Origin of the sequence: Stieleria maiorica, from assembly GCF_008035925.1 — a bacterium.
Classification (GTDB): Bacteria; Planctomycetota; Planctomycetia; order Pirellulales; family Pirellulaceae; genus Stieleria; species Stieleria maiorica.
In genome coordinates this window covers 9,623,570-9,642,385 of record NZ_CP036264.1, presented here as the reverse complement: position 1 = coordinate 9,642,385, position 18,816 = coordinate 9,623,570, and the positions used below count along the sequence as shown (strand labels likewise).

The following is an 18,816-nucleotide window of genomic DNA, read 5'->3' as shown; positions in this document are numbered from 1 at the left end:
TTTCTTGAAGGCAATCTCTGTGCGCTAAACATCGGAATTCACCTGATTTGCCGGCGCGTACGATTGGTCAGGCAGGTGGTTATGCCGGCGAGAACCAGAGTCGGTCCGGCTCGTAACGCCATCGAGGGCATTGCAATAACGGTCTGCAACAGCAGCACCGCCAGCATGACGACGCTGCCTACGGTAAAGATGCGTGCGCCGATCTTCGTGATCCCGTTGACGTTTTGCCCATTGCCTAGTTCTCGTGCCAAGAAGATGCTGATCATGCCGAGCACGATGCTGTAACTGTGTGTCATGCGTGTCAGCCGACGCGGTAAGTTGTTGTAGCCTCCCATGAACTCCGGCGTCGGAAAGGGGCCATCAAAGGCATACAGCCCGATCAACATCCCCACCGATGTCGATGCGGCGATCAATAACCAACCCCAACGTTCCAACAGGCCACCCTGTTTGAACGCAAACACACATCCCAGGTACACGCCGACCACGACCGCGGTCGACGGGATGGCCAACAAGTATTTCACATGCATGCTGGTGAAGCAGGCGAGGGCCAAGATCAATGGCATGCCGACAGCTCCGGTCGCCAGGCTGATTCCGCCCAGTCGAGCTTTGCCGCGATCGGTGCCGGCGCGGCGGGCGATTCCGTAGTACAGCAGGGTCAACACCGACAACGCAATTGCCGCCACCCGTGCCAGACGCAACATCCGCAAGCGGACACCGTCTTCACTGCCGAATTGCTCCAGAATCCAGGCCTCGGGCAAGATCGGACGCAGGCCCGCCATGAAGTCCATCAGCATCCCGAAGCAGGCCACCGGAAGGATCATTCTGATTTGGCGGGCGTAGACACCCGTCGGACCGACCCCCAACAAGAATGCGAAGCCGCTGAAGTTGACCAGGCTGCCGACCAGCACCAGAGCGTGAAACGCCGGTTGCCAGAGCGCGAGTGCATATCCGGCGCTGTAGCTGGCGGCTCCCACCGCGGTCAGCGACGCGGCGATCTTCCGCGACCGGTGATTGAACGCGGACGTTGCCAACAGATGCGCCATCGCAAGCTGCAAGAACGCCATCGCGATCACCACGCCGTGAGCGTGGCGGATCGCCAAGCGGACGCCGACGTCCGCATCGTTGGAATCAGCCGCGCTCAGTAACCAGGGATCCAATGCCGCCGCCAACGCCAAACCGATCAACAGCGTCGTCCACCCCAGCAAGCGGTTCAGCTTGCCCACCGCGACAAAGCTGGCATCGTTCGCTAGTGTCATGGTTTCGACGCTCCGACGGTTTGTACACTCCACGCTCTGGCGAGCGGAGCTACGGCGGCCCGTCGAAGCTCGGTCAGGCTATCGGCAGTTGGTCGTTGCGTTTGTGACGGCGAGAATACAGGTAGTACTGTGCGAATTGATTTCGCCGCCATTGCGTGAAGTCCTCGCAGTAAAGTCGTTCGGCGAGTTCATGAAACCCCTGCCGAAGCTGGCTGACCGACATCGGCGTCGGCTGGTAGTTCAAATCAAACAACGTGCACCGCTCCCAGGCGCCGGGGTACAGCAAGCGATTGTCTTTTTCCAGACGCCGATAAAGCGGTGTTCCCGGGAACGGTGTTTGATAGGTGATTTGGACGTCGTAAAGCTTGGCTTGCTCGGCAAAGTCGTACACGGCGTCAAAGATTTCCGGGCCGTGCCCGTCCAGGCCGAGGATGAAGCAGCCGTTGACGCGGATACCGTTGCTTTGAATCCGCTCGATCGCCTCGATGTAGTGTGGCCATTGTCGACGTTTCCAATCGTTTTTCAATTCGATCCCTTTTAACCCCGGCAGGATCGGACTTTCCAGACCGATCAACACTTCGGCACAGCCGCTGTCACGCATCATCCGCAACAGTTCTTCGTCTTCGTGTACCGACAGATCCGTTTCGGCGAACCACTTCACACGACGCTGCTTTAATTGTGGTAGCAGCTCTTTCCAATACGCCCGATGGATGAACGAGTTGTCATCGGCAAACTCGATAAACGGACGTGGCCAGATTTCGCAGATGCGATCGATTTCAGCGAGCACCTTCTTGAGGGGCTTTTGTTTGTACCGTCGCGTCAGCAAGATGCTCGATGCGCAGAACTCACAACTCCGCGGGCAGCCACGGCTGGTTTGCACGGTCAGCCGATTGTACTTGGAGATGTCCAGCAGTTCGTACGCCGGCATCGGTGCCTCGGTGAGGTTGAATTCCGCGCCCTCAAAGGAACTGTAGCGGCGTCGCAATCGGCCTGATCGGGCGTCGCGAAGCACATCCAGCCAGACCACTTCGCCTTCACCGACGACCACCGCGTCGCTGTGCCGGAGCGCTTCGTCGGGCAGTGACGTCACGTGCAATCCTCCGAGTACGACGGGGATCCCGAGTGCGCGGTACTGGTCGGCCAGCGTATAGGCTTCCTTGATTTGGGCGGTGAAGCTGGAGATGGCCACCAGGTCAAAGTTTTGTGGCAGCGGGTCGAGCTGTTTCAGGTCTTGGACTTCGAAGTACTCGATCGAATCCTCGGCCGGGGTCATGCCGGCCAGCGTCAGGAGTCCCAGGCTGGGAAGCGACGCAATCGTTTCACTTCGTTCGACGAAGCCGGGCAGCGTCAGCCCTTTGCGGAGCAGTTCCTGATCGCAGCAGCGAATACCACTCATCGCGATCAAACCGATTTTCATGATGGTGCTCCTGTAGGCGTTGTCCGAGTTAGGAATCAGAGAGGGGATGCCAGACGCGACGCGTAAGCGCGGCGCACCCTCGCGGTTACGAGGTCTTCGCTGGCGTTCTGTATTACCTTTCGCGCCAGAGCGTGGATTTCCGACGCATTCCACGCGCTGGCGAGCGTGAAATGCGTCATTGTCTCGCTAGTTCTGTTCAAGCAGTGACTTAAGTTTCTCCATGGATTGGTGTCCCCGTTCTCGAGCGCCGGCCAGCAATTCCTCCAAGCCGTCTTGGTCGGCGAGTTCGGCCGGGATCTCGGCTTCAACGTCCACCGTCAATCGGGTGCCGTTGCCGTCGGGTTCGGCGTTGTAGCTGAATTGACTTTTGATGCCGCCCTCGGTCGCAAACGAATAACGGCGCCCGGGGGCATAATGGACCGTGCGAGCGGTTCCCGTGAATTCATGTCCGAGTAGATCCCATTTCCAATCCCAGCTCTTGGTGACTTGACCCGGTTCGCCTCGGATGTTGGAAACGCTTTTCAGCGATTGCAGGTACTTCAGGCGGTTGCGAAGGTCGGCGATAAAGCGGATCACATCCTCTGGGTCGCGATCGATCGAGACAGAAACCTGGAGATTCTGTTTGGACATTTCCGGTGCTCCTTGGAAAAGGGGAGTTCGTCCGAACGAGTTTTGCGCCGTTGGGGAAGACGACGGGCAAACCCGATTCTAACGCGCCCCGGTGACAGAGAGCCCGCCGGTGGACCGACGCTGCGCCGCGATCAGGCAAGTTTGGCGAGCATTCCGTCCCAGCTTGGTTTTCGATTGGGCTGGACAGTCGCCGTCCTCTCCGAGGTCGGCGCGGGGCAAAGCTTCGCTTTTTCATGCACGCCGAGTTCGGAGAACACGGCGACTTTCGGAACGCATTGGAAACCTGCAAATCCAGCTGCGGTGAATTACTGGTGTTTCGCCAACGTTAGATATTGGGGTTGGGCTGCGAAGCGGTGACCGGAGATCGCCTAAAGGCTAGACACCAACACTTGTGTCAGTGCCGCTTGGTTCAGAAACGGGCAGCGGGCAAAACGATGGGGGCAAAACAATTGTTGACTGAAATCGTTTTGCCGCCTCTTCCCGGATCGGCCGAGTGAATGGGGGTAAGAAGATTTCTGGGGTAAGAAGATTAGCAGCTGCTTGAGTTGCCTTGGTGTGGTGTTTGTACTTCGGCTGAACGGCAAAAGAGATCGCTTGGAAATATTTACGATTGCGAGGAATTTCAGTGGTTGGAGCGTTTTTGGAAGCCCGGTTTCCGCTCGCTGCTGACCTGGTCGTGGCGGATGGCTTGGCCTTTGCTTGGGAATGAGTCCAGGGCTTGTTGCATGATCTTTCGCGCGGCTTGCGTTTCGGCGTCTGCGTCGTCGGTTGGCAGTGGCGATTTCTCCATCACATCGTCGAGGGTGTCGTACAAGTCGCCGTTGTCATAAAGCTTGTATCGCTTGTCACGGGCGTAGCGGACTTCGTAGTGATTGTATTTGTTGTCCAGCTTGGCGGCATAGGGGCGCGGAAAATAATAACCGTAGATCCACTCGCGTTTCTCCCCGGGTTGGCCCAGGCATTGCGGCCAGAAACTGATCCCGTCGCCGTCTTTGATCGCCTTCGGCGGCAGACCCGCCGCCTGGACGATGGTCGGAAAGAAATCGGAAAACGCGATCAGGTCCTCGTTGACTTGTCCCGGCGGGATGACTCCGGGCAGATTGACCACCAGGGGCACGTGCGTGCCGTAGTCGTGGGTGTAACCCTTGCCGCCTTTGATCGTGTTGCCGTCGAGCTCGGATGACAGCACGGCGTTGGTGCCGTTGTCGCCCGTGAAGATCACCAGTGTGTTGTCGCGTTTGCCGCTGGCTTTGAGCGCATCGACCAGGCGGCCGACGCACTTGTCCATGTACGCGACCATGTCGACGTAGTTCTGTTTCTGTCGTTTGGCCGTCCGCTTCGCCTTGTCGACTCGTTTGCCGCCGTCACTGTCCGGCGTGGGCACGAACGGATCGTGGACCAGGATCATCGGGTAATAAGCGAGAAATGGCTTGTCGCTTTTTGCGGTCATGAAGTCGATCAGGAAATCGGTCATCATGTCGGGACCGAACGTGTGGTCCGGTAGGTCCAGCAGTTTGCCGTTTTGGACAAAGGAGGGTTTCCAATAACGTTCTCTCGCTCCGCCGGGAATGTTCCACAAACACCAGGTGTCGAAACCCGCCTCGCCGGGCGTGATGCCCTTGCCGGCTTGCATGGTTTGCAATTGCCACTTGCCGGCCACGGCCGTGCGGTAGCCATGGGTTTGAAAATGGTTCGCGAACGTCGGTTCGCCGGCCGGGTAAATGCCGAAGTCCTGGTAATTGAAGACATTGCTTTTACCGGACATCAAATTGACGCGCGTCGGCGTGCACAGCGGCGTCGAGTGGGCGTTGGTGAACCGGATGCCCTGACGTGCGAGCGCATCGACCCGCGGCGTGTCGTATTCCTTGCTGCCGTAGCTGCTGAAACATTCAAAGCCGACATCGTCGGCCATGATCAACAACACATTCAGCGGGCGGTCCGATGCAGCGACAGGCTCGGTCGCACAGGAAGACGCCGCTACCCATGCGGCCCACAGGACGATGCCCGGCAATACCGTTCGAATGTACATGCTCTCTCCTTGGTGAAGACCAAATGCAATTTGATAACTAATAACGCATCTCGACAATGTCAAACTTTGGGACGGAGTTTGTTGACAGGGAGGGCTGGGCCCCGCGACGACCGCACCAAAATTAGGCTGCAAACGGCAGCTTTTCGACAAAAGCGGTGTTCCAGCCAGCGATTTGGCGTTTCCGCCGAAGACTCTTCTTCGCAGCGTCTCGGTTCAGAAACGCTGTGACGAACCGGCATGTGAGGCTCATCTTCGATTCAGCGTTCTTGGTTCGAAGTCGACTCGAATCCTGGTGATACACGGGATCGAGAACCCAGTGCATGCTTACGAGCATCAGTTATACTGGCGCAGCGATCGGAAATCTTAGCTACGGCTGGGACGACAACAAAAACAAGGCCAGTGAGAGCATCACCGGAACGATGAGCGGCTATGACGACGAAGATCGTCTGATCAATTGGGAACGCGACGACACCAACCTCGACGAATCCTGGGGGCTGTCGCTTTTCGGCGACTGGGACACTTTTGCCGAGAACACCAGCACTCAATCGCGAGTCCACGGTGACGCCCACGAAATCATCTCGGCGGCCAGTCAATCGGTCACCCACGACGTCAAGGGTAACATGACATTGATCCCGGCGGTCCTCCGTCCCGGCAGCGATCCATTGGCACTCTCGTGGGACCTCGACAATCGCCTTGTTTCGGCAGATGTCGACAACGACAGCACCGACGACGTGTTCTATCAGTGGGACGCACTCGGTCGCCGAGTCGCGCGCGACGATGGCACGACGATCAGCGTCTATGTCCAAAATGGCCAACAAACCGTCGCCGACTACACCTCAGCAACCGCGGCAACCAACCCCACCTACAACCACGTCTGCGCCAGCGACATCGCCGAACCCGTCGTACGTGACGGCACCGGCGGACTGCGTTACTACGTTCGCGGCCAACAGTACAGCATCACCGCGCTGACCGATTCGAGCGGGACGATCAAGGAAAGGTACGCTTACGATGCGTATGGTACGCCGACGATCACCGATGCATCGGGCACGGCACGAACGACAACGTCCGAAGGAATTCGTTATCTCTACACGGGGCGTGAGTATGACGACGTTCTTGACCTGTACCACTACCGCGCCCGCATGTACGACTCGACGGCGGGCCGATTCTGCTCCAGAGACCCTATTAGTTTTGATGGGAGTCGCTGGAACTTGTTCGAATACTGTGGTTGTTCTCCTGTCCTTCGCGTAGATCCTCGCGGGGAACGTTGGCAGACTTGGGTACTTACATGTGGAAACTGCGCCGCGGTACTTGGTCCAGGGGCACTGACCTGCATGGGTGCGAACGAGACATTTGATGACAGCTGGGAAGAGTGCATGACGTACTATGTAGGTAATTTGCCTTGGATCCATCGGCAAGCCGCAAAGGTGGCATGTGCTGGCTGTGTAATTCGCATCATTGGTCCACCGGTATATCGATGGGTACTCAGAAACGCCAGTTCCCCCTGCAATAACACATGGGAACAAATAGCAGTTCGCAGCGAAAGAGTCATAAGATTTTCACAGTTGATCAGATGACTTTAAAACCCCCAAAATTGCAGAGTAGTGACAGCCTTCTATCCTTGGTTTTGATTGGTGTGTTTTTCACATTGGTGACTATTGCCTCCCCGTTCAAACATGATCTAGCGGATCGTTGCTTCACGTACTTTGGGCTTTTTGCATCGTGTTACTTTGGGGTGGTATCTGCGGGAAGGCTTCTACCACGAGCGGCACGTTGGTGTCAGATTGAATTTATCGTTTTGCCAATTTGTGCGCTTCCCGCGTTCGTCGCATATGAGTTGATCTCAGGTGCCTATCCGTGGAATCAGATTTTTGTTTACGTCGGATTTTTCTGGTTGACGATTTTGATCGTGGCACTAGCAAGCATTTGCTTTCGCTCTTGCTCCCCCACACAATCAAAAGATTCATCTACGGAAGAGAATAAGGGTCAGAAGCCGAATTGGCAGGATAGTTAGTCTAGCAGCTACTCTCTTTAGACGCGCGGCGGAGGATGAAAAGGGGAAGGGAGGTGAATGGCACGGGCATAATCCTAAGCTGCTGTGGCGTAACGGTTTTGGCTTTACCGAATCTAATGGGGCAGAACCGAATCTAATGGGTCGGGCCTCTTAGATGAATCGGTCGAGGGATCAGCTTCCTAAAACACGAGACTAGACGCGAACAGCTTGGCGTGCACGATGCTCGCCACTGCCTTCGGCACGATGCCGCCACGATGGCGACCGTCCCACTTGGCGTCAGGCGTTGGACTCGGGCATGAGAAAGAGCGAAGCGCAAAGCGACCATGGACGTCGCGTCTGAAAGCCCGCCGGTGGCAGGGATGCCAGTCGAACACGATGTGCCATGGAAGCGGCGAGAAGAAAGAGGAGGAGTTGGGAGTGGGCGAGTTGGGAGCGAAGAGAAAGAGTGTGTCGTGGACAAGATGCCGTGATGGCATGAGCGTGTTCGACCGTAGCGAGGGAGGGATCGACCGAGCGGAGCCGGCGGTGTCTCCGGCGCGGCCAACGTCAACGCGAAGGATGAGCGGGGACGAAAGCGTACGAAGCCAGTGAAGAGAAGAGGAGACAAGGAGAAAGCAGAGGAGCAAGACAGCTCAGTTGATCGTAGGTAAGCGACGCCCGCCGGGACCGAGGCAGGATGCCGATAAGAACAGGCGGAGCCAGGATGGCGGAGCTCGTTATCTAGATGGGCGTAAGTGACCGCGACGAGCTGTAAGCGACGTAAGCCGGGAACGAGCCGATCGGTAAACCATCAACCGACAGCTTGTCTGTTCGGCCAAAGCCCTTTGCGAATCCCCGACAGGCTCCCCGGCTGTCGCGGGCGTGGCGTCCGAACCGTTGGTGTCCAGCCTTCAGGCGCCTCTTCACGACGCCTCCGGCGCTCGAACGTCCGGACAAGGATCGGCTAAAGCCTAGACACCAACTTCGACGCACGAAGCCACTTCTCTCTTCTACGTTTTTTGGCTTTCGCCGATTTCGGACTGATGCCGTCACCCGTGACCCTCCGGTGGCAGTCCGAGAGAAGGCGAGAGACGAAAAACCAAAGTGCGATCGCTAACACCAAGTGCGTTGACTTTAACGGTTGATGGCGAAGCGTTTTTCTACTTTTGCAGCGGTTGGCGGATTGCCCTGTTGACAACCAGGCGGAGCTGTCGCGTCATCGAGGTGCTCCCTGCTCTCGGGCTCATTGACCTTGATCACCACCGCCACCGATCAAGGCCGCCGCTATCGATGACAACCGAGGGACACGCAGCGCAGCCGGCCAGATCGCCAAGGCCACGCGACTCCGCTGGCGTGGATCTTTCCCCCGCGACCGCGCAGTCGCAAAGTTCCCAACTCAAGGTCAACCCGATGGCTTCGACGTTACAAACCCAAGTTCAAAGCGACATCGCTCACCTTCAAGCCGCTTCCGATTCACGCAGGTCGTTGCACCACAACGACCTAACCGCTCTGGCGTCAAACCTGATGCCAATACTTCGCAATGCCCGATTAATCAGAGCCTGGCCATAGGCGCATCGACGCGTCAGTGATGCCGCGTTCTTTGGTCGAGTGTCGTTCACGCGGCCGCTTCCACCCCGTCCGCTGATCCGGGATACCGGTGTGCGCGGACACAACCCCAAGGAAATTCAAAACGATGTCCAATTCACCTACTCGCTCGGTCCTGCTATCCCGTTACTTCACCCACTTGCGAATGAACAACTGGTCCCCGATGGCGATCTCCCGTCGCGATTACGCTCTTGGCAAGTTTATCGTCTGGTGCAGCGATCGCGGCATCGACAACGTCGCAGAGATCACAACCGAGGCGTTGTCCGCGTATCGTCGTTGGCTTTACCATCATCACAGCGTGAAGTCCACAACCGCACTCACTCGGGTGCGGGAGATCGCGAACCGGGCACGTAATGATCATCGGCCCCTGATCGATTAGAATATGCGGTTGCTCTTTCGCACGCTCCGTTCAGACAATCCCCCAAGGCCCATCGATGGAACCACATCAACTCACCGAAGCTGCGCTGTCACTTCCCGAACCTCAGAGAATCGAGTTGGCGGCTTCACTCATTTATAGTCTGGAACCGACGCCAGACCCAAACGCCGATGCTGCTTGGGCAGATGAGATCAACCGTCGACTAATTTCAATTGACGAGGGGAAGGTTAGCCTGCTTCCATCAGAAGACGTGCTGGCAGAAATGAAACAACGTCGAAATGGCTGAGTTGCCAACTAAATTTCACCCTGACGCGCGACTTGAAGCACTCGCGGCGCACGATCATTACGCCGAAAAAAGCAGTGTACTTGGTGAAGCGTTTGAAACCGAGTTGTCCAAGGCAATTGAAGCCATCAGTGCTAACCCGGAAATGTGGGCAAGTTATCTCTTTGGGACTCAGCGATATCTAATGCGCCGATTCCCGTTCGTTGTCGTGTATCGACGACGGAGCGAATCCATAGAGATCATCGCGGTTGCCCATGGTCACCAAAAGCCTGGCTACTGGAATAAACGATCGTAGCGACTCCGGCGACCCATCGGGGCACACGAAGCTTTTTCCGTACAGGGCGACATTGCGCAGGCTGTGATTGCACTGCAATGGTAGGATTCCCGTCGACTGAAACCCGTCGGTGACAGGATGTCAGTCGAAGAACGATGGCAGGAAGCGGGGAGAAAGAGGGGGAGTTGGGAGTGGGGGAGAATGGGGAGATTGTGTGGGTTTGCCCATAGCGGTGGTGCGATCGTCTGGGATTTCGCCTGCTAATCTTACTGCGCGTCGGCGATGTAACGGCGTTGGTGGTCCATCAGTTCGCCCAGTTCTTCCATGGTTTCACAGGTGCATTGGAAGGTGCACAGCAACATCTCGTCGGTCGAATCCTCGCCCCAGCGGACGGTCACCGGCGGCGAGTTCGGGTTGAGCGGGTTGTCCGACGAATTGTCAAACCAGGCGTCGACGATGATCTGGGTGCCTGCGGGCAGAACGATCGGTTTGGCAAATGAATACTGTCCTTGCCAATTAAAGTCCCAGTCTTTGATCCACAGCAGCGGTTTGCTGCGGCCATCGGGGGCTTTTGCCCAGACCTTCACTTCGCTGCCGAGCATGTGCATGTGGGGGACCAGATCCAGAAACATCGTCTGGACCGGTAGGGTGTACGTTGCCCGCTGGTGGTGGTGAGAGGCTCCCGCAGGAATCTCGATGTCCTTGTTGCCCACCTGGACTTCGACGACCAGCTGCCGGGCCGATCGGTGGGCAAAGTAAAGCCCGATCTTGGAGCGGTCCCGCTCGGTTTTTCCCGTCGTCACGTAGTGGATTTCCGCGACGATGTCGCTGCCCTTGTGTACCAGCCGCCCCATTCCCCGGGGCAATTTGCGTGGCGTCATCCCTGGAAACCAACTGGTCAATGTGCCTTGTGATTCAAATTGTGGCCCGCCGAAACCGGAGTACCCAGGTTCCGGGTCGGCTTCATCGAGTTTTCGTCCGGCTCGCCGCGTATCCAAATAAAAACTCGCGTGATGAACCGCCTGCGGCGTACCGGGGTGAAAGTCGATGGCGGTGATCAACCGGTCGTCGCTCAGTCGCGAGGGAATAACAAAGTACTGGCGGATGTCGGGACCGCTGGCGGGAACGGTGAACACGTCCTGCATCTCCAGGATCAAATCCGGTTCGCCCAACTTCCATCCTTTGACGTGCTGGATCGGGGGCGGCAGGTCGGCCGGATCGCCTTGGGGTTTGCCCGATTCGACCCAAGTCTCGATCAGATCGATCTGGTGGTCGCTCAGCCGCATCTCGTCGCGTAGCCGTGTGAATCCCGGCGCGGGTTTCCACGGCGGCATGTAACGGTCTCGAGTGACCTCCACGATTTGATTGGCGTGGCCGCTGACGTCGTCGTAGGTCAACAGCGGAAACGGCGCCGACTGGTTTTCCCGGTGACACGACGAGCAATACGTCTGGATGATCGGCGCGATGTCGCGGGTGTAGGTGACGCTGCCCTTGAGCGTCTTGTTCGGCGGCTGCTCCAACCGGCAGCCGATCGGCTCGGTCGAGGCAACGAGGATCGGTGTGCCCTCGATGGCCGAACGGATCGCGTCGTCCAGGTACTCCGCTTCCGCGGTTTCCTTTTTGCGTCCCAGCTGCACGTAGCGGTCGTCGATGGCACCGCTGTAGATGACGCGGCTGTGATGGTCGAGCACAAAGGCTTGGGGCGTGTGCGTCGGCGCGAGTGCCAATCGCAATTCACCGGAGCCATCAAACAAAACGGGAAAGCGAACCTTGTAGGTCTCGCTGTGGGTGATTGCGTCGGCACGCGTCACCGACGGATCGGAAACCACTCCGTAGAACTCCACGCCGCTACGGCGGTACCGCGACGACAGCTCATTGAGCTGTGGCAGATAACCGTTGCTGATCGGGCATTGTGTCGACATAAAGGTGACGACGACGGCTTTGGTGTCACCCCGTTCGCCCAACCGCCGGAGCCGTCCGTCCAGGTCGATGCCTTTGAGCTGGCCGACTGATCGCGGGTCCCCGGCGCTGGCCGATCCGCAGCCAACGCCGCCCAGCAGACAAACCGTCGCCAGTGTTGCGACGACCGCCGCTGGAAAACGAGCAAAACCGACCGATCCGTTCGTTGCGTGGACGATGGCTGACATTCCGTTTGAAAAGTGCCCCGGGGTGCCGATTCGACGAGTCGAAACGACGCACCGGGTAAGAAGAGGGGGTAAGCGCACTATACGCTTTCCCCGGGGGCACTCGCAACAATTTCGCGCCCGGATGTTCCGTCGATCTCTCGATTGAGGTTGCCGAAAATAGGTAAGAAGATTTCGGGGGTAAGAAAATGGTGGAATGCAGGATCAAACCGGGTCAGCCAATTTTCCTACCTTCAAAATCTTCCTACCTCTCTTTCTAGCCAGCGTAGCCTGCCGAGCCTGGGGAGGGATGGCAGAATGATGGGGGGCAGAATGATGGGGGGCGTGTCGGCTGTCGGCGAACGGTGCCCCGGCAAAAACTGGATTGAACAGGTCCCGCATCAACAGGCGGGAAGCCTGTCCCACGTTAGGCGGTGGCGAAATTGCGGTGCACAAGTGAGTAGACACAGGGGACAAGGACCAGTGTCAGGATGGTGCTAGCAATCATGCCGCCCATCAGGGCTCGGGCCAGCGGGATCATCGCCTCGTTGCCCGGTGCCAGCTGGAACGACAGCGGCAACATCGATGCGACCAGCGTCAGCGACGTCATCAAGATCGGTCGCAGCCGGACGCCGGCTGCCGAAAGCGCCGCATCGTGGGGCGACAGGCCATCGGCGCGACGGCGGTTGGCGAATTCGACCAACAGGATCGAGTTGTTCACCACGACGCCGATCATCATCAACGTCCCCATCAATGATTGGATGTTGATCGTCGTTCCGGTCAGGTACAGCACCAGCAACACGCCGCCGATGCCCAAGGGGACCGCCAGCATGATGATCAGCGGATCGGTGAACGAACGGAACTGAGCCATCAGCACCAGGTAAACCAACAACGTCGCGACCGCCAAACCGACTCCCAACAGGTTCATCCCGGACCGCATTTTCTCAACCGGTCCGCGGAGCGCCACACCGACGCCGTTTTCGAATTCCATCTCCGCCAGCACTGCTTCGATGTCTGCGGCGACCGAACCGATGTCGCGGCCGGAAACGTTGACGTGGACGTCGTTGACGCGGGAGATGTTGTAGTGGGCGATCTCGCCGGGAATGTTGACGCGTTTGACTGTGGCGACGTTGGACAGCGGAATCGTGATCGGCCCGCTGGGGGCATTGAGCGACAGCGGGATGTTGCGAATTTCATCCAACGACTCGAAGGTGTTGCTCTCGTATTGCACGCCCATGAAGAAGTCGACGCCGGTTTTTGGGTCGATCCAAATCGTCGGCGCATAACCGACACTCGACCCGAGTGCGGTCAACACCGTCTGGGCGACTTCTTCCTGGTCCAGTCCCAAGTACTTGGCGCGGGTTCGATCGACTTGCACATCGAACTGCGGGTAGTCCAGCGATTGTGCGATTTGGACGTCTTCGGTGCCCGCGATCGGACGGATGGCCTGGACGATCTGCTCGGCGGCGTCGCGGCATTGTCCCAGCGTGCCGGCGGAGACTTGGACGCTGATCGGTGTCGGCACCCCTTCGTTGAGCGCCATGTTGACGATGCCGCCGGAGACGAACAGAAACTCTTCGAGCGGATAGTCGGCCGCCAGCTTTTCACGCAGCTGGTTGACGTACGTGTTCGTGCTGGTCGAACGGTTTTCCTGCTTCAAGTTGACGATCAGGTAGGCGGTGTCGGGACCGGAGTTGGAACTGAGTACGGTGGAGAACCCGGCGCCTTTGCCGACCGGCAGTCCGATGTTGGCGATCAGCGTTTCGATTTCGTCTTCGGGGATTACCTCTTTGATGGTGTCTTCGATCTCCGCGACCAGTTTTTCGGTTTCAACCAGCTCGGTCCCCGGCAACGTTTTCAGCCGCAACTCGAAGGAACCCGAATCGACGCTGGGGAACAGTTCGGTTCCGATCCGAGGCAACAGCAGGAACGTCGCTCCGACGGCGATGACAATGACCAGGGCGCTGAACGCGGGCACTTTCATGGCGCCCCCGAGCAGTCGGCCGTACAGGCCTCGGGGCATCGCGTCGCCGCGATCTTCATCGGTCGGCTTGTGTCCGACCTTTTCGCGGATGAATGTCGCACAGAAGGCCGGCACGACGGTCAGCGCCAGAATATAGGACGCGCCGATCGTGAATGTGGCGGCCAGCGACAGCGGCGTGAACAGGTACTTGATCATGCCGGTCAAGAACACGGCGGGCAGGAATACGGCCAGCGTGGTGACGGTGCCGGCCAGGATCGCGCCGGAGACTTCCGCTGTTCCCTCACGGGCGGCGTCGAGCGCGGACTTTCCCATCCGCTGGTGACGGATCACGTTCTCGACGACGACGATCCCGGCGTCCACGACCGTGCCGATCGCCAACGCCAGACCGCCCAGGGTCATCACGTTGATCGTCTGGCCGCTGAACGCGAATCCGAGTGCCCCGATCAGAACCGCGAACAGGATGGTCGCGACGATGATCACCGTCGGCAGCAAGCGACGCAGGAAGACGATGACGACGATCGCGACCAACAGCGCGCCCAACGAGATCTGGGTCAACAGGTTGCTCATCGCCTTTCGAATGTAGCTGGACTGGTCGGACACCAGTGTGACTTCGGTGGTTTCGGGGATGTCCCCCCGCTCCTTCATTTTGGGAATCTCACTGCCGATGCCTTCGTAGATTCGGTCGACCACGGCGATCGTGTTTTCGCCCGGTTCGCGCAACAATGGGCAATACACACTGCGTTTTCCGTTGACCCGCACGATGTTGTATTGCAGCGCCGCATCGTCGACGACGCGCGCCACGTCGCGCACGAACACCGGACGCGCATCTCGCACGGTGATCGGAATCGCTTCGATTTCATCGATCGTCGGCAACGTGTTGCGGGGATGGATTTGGTAGTCGGTGCCGCCCAGGCGTGCGGTCCCGGCAGCGAGGACGAGGTTCGATTTTCGCAGCGCGTCGACGACATCGGTCGCGCTGATGTGATACGCCTGCAATTTGGCCGGATCAACGTACACCATCATCTGACGAAACTTGCCGCCGAAGGGGTGCGGGATCTGAACGCCTTTCAATCCGCCCATTTTGTTCCGCACGGCGTAGTAGCCGATCGTATAAAGCTCGGATTCGCTCAAACCTTCGCCGGAGATCGCCGCCAGCACGACGGGCAAGTTGGCCGGTTCGCTGCGAAGGGTGAATGGCCACTCGATGCCTGGCGGCAAGTGGAACATGTCACTGGCTTCCAAGTTGACGATGTCGTTCATCGCCGAACTGGCGTCGGCACCGGGTTGGAAGAACACCTTGATGACGGCCGCGCCGGGAACCGTGCGAGATTCCTGGTGTTCGATTTTGCCGGCCAGGGTCAATGCGCGTTCGACCCGTGACGTGACAGATTTCTCCATGTCCATCGTCGGCAGGCCCGGGTACGAAAAGAAGCTGACGACGACCGGCTTTTTGAAATCCGGCAGGATGTCGATTGTGATGCCGGGGATCACGGCCGCACCGAGCACGCACAGGGCGATCGAGCCGGCGAGAACGGCAAAGCGGTTGCGAAGTGAAAAGTGAATCAATCCCATCAGGTCAGTACTCAGGTGTCAGTTGGCCAGGACGGAGACCTTTTGGCCGTCGGTGAAACGCTTCAGATGGGCATCGATCACGCGTTGGCCGGGCAGCAATCCGGAGCGGACTTGGATCGAGTTGCCATCGTCGAGTCCGGTTTCGATCGCCGCGACGGTGACCGTGTCGTCTTGGCCGAGCACATAGACGGTTGCGTTGCCTTCTTCGCTGAAGCGGATCGCGCGCGAGGGCAACATGTTGGCGGCCACCTTGCTGCCCAGCTTGATCGACGCACGGCCGAACATGCCGGGCAACAATTTCCCCTCGGCGTTCTCCAACTCGACCTCGACAATCATGGTTCGCGTGCTCGGATCCAGGCTGCCCGATTGCCGGGTGACGGCCGCCGTGATCGCTGGTTCGCCGGAGAACGTCGGAAAGGTCAACGTGACTTCGTCGCCCGGGTTGATGTGTGCCGCTTCGGTTTCGGGAACCGGAATACGGACGCGGAGCTTGTCGATTTGGCTGATCACGAACAGCGGCTTGGTGGATGCCTGGTCAGCGCCGCTGCCGACCAGGTCACCGGGTTCGACGTTTCGTTGGGAGACGATGCCCGCCAGGGGGGCGCGGACGGTCGCGTAATCGATCATCACCTGCAACTCTTCCAATTCGCGCTCGGCGATCATCGTTTCGGCTTGGGCGGCTTCCAAGTCCGCTTCGGCAGCCGCCTTTTGTGCTTCGGTCACCGCGACGTTCGCCTTGGCCGATTCGATCGCGGATGCCACCGCTTGCTTGGCCGCCCGTTCGCTGTCACGTTTCTTTCGCGATTCGTCCAGCATCCGGTCCTGCAACGATCCACGCTCGACCAGATCGCTTGTGCGTTCGAATTCGGATTGGGCGGCGGCCAGAGAGGCGTCCACGCGGCTCATTTCGCTCTCGGCCTGGGCCAGACGCGCTTGGGAGGAGCGGACTTGGGCATCGGCCAGATTGACGCCGGCGGTCGCACGTTTCTCCTCGGCTTTGAGTCGCGCGATGCGGGCCTGGATGATCTGGCGTTGTTTTTCCATTTCGGGCACGTCGATTTGTGCCAGGACTTGGCCGGCCTGGACGACGTCGCCGATGTCGACTTTCAATTCGCTGACAAACCCGGGGACTTTGGCGCGGATTTCGGAGCGGTAGAAAGCGTGAACCGACGCCGGTTGCGTCGTTGTCGGCTGGATTTCCGATTCGGTGACGGCGACGGTTCGCACCGCCACCAGACGATCGGCGTCGGCCTTTTGGGCGACAGGGCCGGACGGTTGGCATCCGGAGAGCAGCAGCAGGGCTGCCGCAGAACCGAACGTGATTGCGTTGCCGAAACGACAGGTCATCGAAGGTTGGTCCGTATGTGGGAAGGGGGGAAGGCAGGACAGTCGGAACGACCGGCATAACCGCTACCGGTCGGCAAATCTCGCCGATACTGCCAAGCATCATAGTTGTGACAACGGTTTTTTTCGCTTGGGCATCCCGCGGAATTCGATAAACCAACGGTTGCAGTCGTCATTGTCGGAGCCTCCGTTTGCCGAAGCATGATCGGCAGGACCGCTGCCTCTGGCGCAACGGTGACAACAAGATGGACGGACAAAACCGATAGGCGGCAGGATGCCAAAACGAGTTCTGGTTCTCGGATTGATCAGCTGTATGGGGTGTGCGACCGGCCCCGATCAAGCCCGGTACGTGCCCGATGCGTTGCCGGCTGTCCCCGCAGACCAGGGCGTCGTGGAAACGACCGCCAACATCGATGTTGCCGCCCCCCCGGAGATCGCGAAAGCCGCCGCCGAACCGCGCGTCGCATTGGAGACGGATGACACGCTATCGCTGGTCGACTACATCGCCGAGGAAGATTGGGTGGCGGAGACAGAGCAGTCGAATCCCGCGCGGATGCCGATTCGTCAAGTCGCCGCGGAGTCGGGCGATGCGGAGCAGGCGGAAGCGAGCGTCGAGATGAATCTGCCGTCGGCACTGGCGATGGTTTCGGGGCAGCACCCGATCGTCGGTTTCGCCCGCTGGCGGGTCCAGCAAGCGTACGCCCAATTGGCTCAGGCCGAAGCGTTGTGGCTGCCGTCGATCCAAGCCGGTTTCAATTTCCATCGCCACGACGGCAACTACCAGGCCAGCAATGGTGACATCGTTGACGTCAACCGAAACTCCTTTCAGTACGGTTTGGGAGTCGGCGCCACCGGTGCGGGGACGACGCCCCGTCCCGGTTTGGTCGCCCAGTTCCATTTGGCCGACGCGATCTTCCAGCCGCGGGTTGCCGAGGCAACCGCCTGGGCCAGCGGACATGCCGCCAACGCGACACAGAACCGGCAATTGCTGACCGCGGCGCTGGCGTACATCGACCTGATCGCTGCACACCAAGACGTCAGCATCTTGGAAGCGTCGCGGGCCCGGACCGAAGAACTGGCCAAGATCACCGGGGATTTTGCCGAAGCCGGCCAGGGGCTCAAGGCGGATGCTGATCGGATGCAGACCGAGCTGGCACTGATGGAGAACCGTTTGATCGCCGCGGAGGAACAAACCGCCGTCGCCTCCGCCCGGTTGGCTGAAGCGATCAGTTTGAGCGGCCAGCCGAAGATCCGACCGATGGATGTCACGGTGGTTCCGCTGGAATTGGTGCCGATCGAGTCGGACAAGGCATCGTTGATCGCTGCAGGGTTGGCGATGCGACCGGAGCTGAAGGAATCCCAGGCGCTCGTCGCGGCGGCCTGCCAAGCGTACAGCCGTGAAAAGTACGCTCCGTTTGTGCCCAGCGTGCTGCTGGGATTCAGCACCGGTGGTTTCGGCGGTGGCTTGGGCAACGAACTGGATGACGTCAACGACCGCTACGACATCGATGCCCTGATGTCATGGCAGGTTCGTAACTTGGGCCTGGGCGAAAAAGCGGCACGGCGAGAGCAATCGGCGCGCGTCCAGCAGGCCAAGTACGAGCGCATCCGCGTGATGGACCAGGTGGCCCGCGAGATCAGCGAAGGCCACGCGAGGGTGCAGTCGCGGCATCGCCAGATCGCGGTGACCGAGCGCGCGATCGAGTTCGCGATGGATTCCTACGACCGCAACTTGAAACGGATCCGCGACGGCGAAGGATTGCCGTTGGAAGTGCTGCAGTCGCTGCAGGCGTTGGAGACCGCCAGCCGGGCGTACCTAAGTGCGGTCGTCGACCACAATCGCGCCCAGTTCGAATTGCAATGGGCCCAGGGCTGGCCGGTGCAGGGCGGGTGAGGAGTTGGGAGTTGGGAGTTGGGAGTTGGGAGTTGGGAG

The 18,816-nt window shown here is 59.1% G+C and carries 12 protein-coding genes; 5 read left to right on the top strand and 7 right to left on the bottom strand.

What is annotated here, in order from left to right:
- Positions 1-38: 38 nt before the first annotated feature.
- From Mal15_RS32975 to Mal15_RS32960, 4 genes are all read right to left on the bottom strand, one after another.
- On the bottom strand, positions 39-1,256 hold the full coding sequence (locus tag Mal15_RS32975; RefSeq protein ID WP_147871618.1) for a hypothetical protein: 1,218 nt from the start codon (positions 1,254-1,256) through the stop codon (positions 39-41).
- Positions 1,257-1,329: 73 nt separating this feature from the next.
- Entirely contained in the window at positions 1,330-2,673 is a 1,344-nt protein-coding gene (locus Mal15_RS32970; protein WP_147871617.1) for a B12-binding domain-containing radical SAM protein, read from the bottom strand.
- 186 nt (positions 2,674-2,859) lie between these two features.
- Positions 2,860-3,303 carry an SRPBCC family protein gene (locus Mal15_RS32965; protein WP_147871616.1) on the bottom strand — a complete coding sequence of 148 codons (444 nt, stop codon included), beginning with the start codon at positions 3,301-3,303 and terminating at the stop codon, positions 2,860-2,862.
- A 622-nt stretch (positions 3,304-3,925) separates the two neighbouring features.
- A complete protein-coding gene (locus Mal15_RS32960; protein ID WP_147871615.1) occupies positions 3,926-5,332 on the bottom strand; it encodes a sulfatase-like hydrolase/transferase in 1,407 nt (468 codons plus the stop codon).
- A 320-nt stretch (positions 5,333-5,652) separates the two neighbouring features.
- On the opposite strand from Mal15_RS32960, the gene Mal15_RS32955 reads away from it, so the two are divergent.
- The 4 genes from Mal15_RS32955 to Mal15_RS32940 all read left to right on the top strand — a co-directional run bounded on the left by Mal15_RS32955 (position 5,653) and on the right by Mal15_RS32940 (position 9,881).
- Positions 5,653-6,906 (top strand): RHS repeat-associated core domain-containing protein, encoded by a 1,254-nt coding sequence (locus Mal15_RS32955; RefSeq protein ID WP_147871614.1) that lies wholly within the window; start codon positions 5,653-5,655, stop codon positions 6,904-6,906.
- A gap of 2,109 nt (positions 6,907-9,015) precedes the next feature.
- Entirely contained in the window at positions 9,016-9,306 is a 291-nt protein-coding gene (locus Mal15_RS32950; RefSeq protein ID WP_147871613.1) for a hypothetical protein, read from the top strand.
- A gap of 55 nt (positions 9,307-9,361) precedes the next feature.
- Positions 9,362-9,589 carry an addiction module protein gene (locus Mal15_RS32945; protein WP_147871612.1) on the top strand — a complete coding sequence of 76 codons (228 nt, stop codon included), beginning with the start codon at positions 9,362-9,364 and terminating at the stop codon, positions 9,587-9,589.
- Complete coding sequence (locus tag Mal15_RS32940; RefSeq protein WP_147871611.1) at positions 9,582-9,881, top strand: type II toxin-antitoxin system RelE/ParE family toxin; 300 nt, start codon at positions 9,582-9,584, stop codon at positions 9,879-9,881. Before Mal15_RS32945 ends, Mal15_RS32940 begins: the two co-directional genes overlap by 8 nt.
- A gap of 245 nt (positions 9,882-10,126) precedes the next feature.
- Here the strand turns inward: Mal15_RS32940 and Mal15_RS32935 are convergent, their stop codons facing one another.
- The 3 genes from Mal15_RS32935 to Mal15_RS32925 form a co-directional block, all read right to left on the bottom strand.
- Positions 10,127-12,007 (bottom strand): redoxin family protein, encoded by a 1,881-nt coding sequence (locus Mal15_RS32935; RefSeq protein ID WP_147871610.1) that lies wholly within the window; start codon positions 12,005-12,007, stop codon positions 10,127-10,129.
- Positions 12,008-12,410: 403 nt separating this feature from the next.
- Positions 12,411-15,539, bottom strand: a complete 3,129-nt coding sequence (locus tag Mal15_RS32930) for an efflux RND transporter permease subunit (RefSeq protein ID WP_147871609.1) — start codon at positions 15,537-15,539, stop codon at positions 12,411-12,413.
- Between the two features lie 18 nt (positions 15,540-15,557).
- Positions 15,558-16,886, bottom strand: a complete 1,329-nt coding sequence (locus Mal15_RS32925; protein ID WP_147871608.1) for an efflux RND transporter periplasmic adaptor subunit — start codon at positions 16,884-16,886, stop codon at positions 15,558-15,560.
- 271 nt (positions 16,887-17,157) lie between these two features.
- Here Mal15_RS32925 and Mal15_RS32920 point away from each other — a divergent pair, with 271 nt between their 5' ends.
- Positions 17,158-18,777, top strand: coding sequence for a TolC family protein (locus Mal15_RS32920; RefSeq protein ID WP_147871607.1), 1,620 nt, complete (start codon positions 17,158-17,160; stop codon positions 18,775-18,777).
- The last annotated feature ends 39 nt before the right edge of the window (positions 18,778-18,816 follow it).

What these genes read in the sequence shown, in the direction of transcription:
- Mal15_RS32965 (WP_147871616.1), bottom strand. Translation starts at nt 3,303, where the DNA reads ATGTCCAAACAGAATCTCCAGGTTTCTGTCTCGATCGATCGCGACCCA.
- Mal15_RS32930 (WP_147871609.1), bottom strand. Translation starts at nt 15,539, where the DNA reads ATGGGATTGATTCACTTTTCACTTCGCAACCGCTTTGCCGTTCTCGCC.
- Mal15_RS32975 (WP_147871618.1), bottom strand. Translation starts at nt 1,256, where the DNA reads ATGACACTAGCGAACGATGCCAGCTTTGTCGCGGTGGGCAAGCTGAAC.
- Mal15_RS32920 (WP_147871607.1), top strand. Translation starts at nt 17,158, where the DNA reads ATGCCAAAACGAGTTCTGGTTCTCGGATTGATCAGCTGTATGGGGTGT.
- Mal15_RS32970 (WP_147871617.1), bottom strand. Translation starts at nt 2,673, where the DNA reads ATGAAAATCGGTTTGATCGCGATGAGTGGTATTCGCTGCTGCGATCAG.
- Mal15_RS32950 (WP_147871613.1), top strand. Translation starts at nt 9,016, where the DNA reads ATGTCCAATTCACCTACTCGCTCGGTCCTGCTATCCCGTTACTTCACC.
- Mal15_RS32935 (WP_147871610.1), bottom strand. Translation starts at nt 12,007, where the DNA reads ATGTCAGCCATCGTCCACGCAACGAACGGATCGGTCGGTTTTGCTCGT.
- Mal15_RS32955 (WP_147871614.1), top strand. Translation starts at nt 5,653, where the DNA reads ATGCTTACGAGCATCAGTTATACTGGCGCAGCGATCGGAAATCTTAGC.
- Mal15_RS32960 (WP_147871615.1), bottom strand. Translation starts at nt 5,332, where the DNA reads ATGTACATTCGAACGGTATTGCCGGGCATCGTCCTGTGGGCCGCATGG.
- Mal15_RS32940 (WP_147871611.1), top strand. Translation starts at nt 9,582, where the DNA reads ATGGCTGAGTTGCCAACTAAATTTCACCCTGACGCGCGACTTGAAGCA.
- Mal15_RS32925 (WP_147871608.1), bottom strand. Translation starts at nt 16,886, where the DNA reads ATGACCTGTCGTTTCGGCAACGCAATCACGTTCGGTTCTGCGGCAGCC.
- Mal15_RS32945 (WP_147871612.1), top strand. Translation starts at nt 9,362, where the DNA reads ATGGAACCACATCAACTCACCGAAGCTGCGCTGTCACTTCCCGAACCT.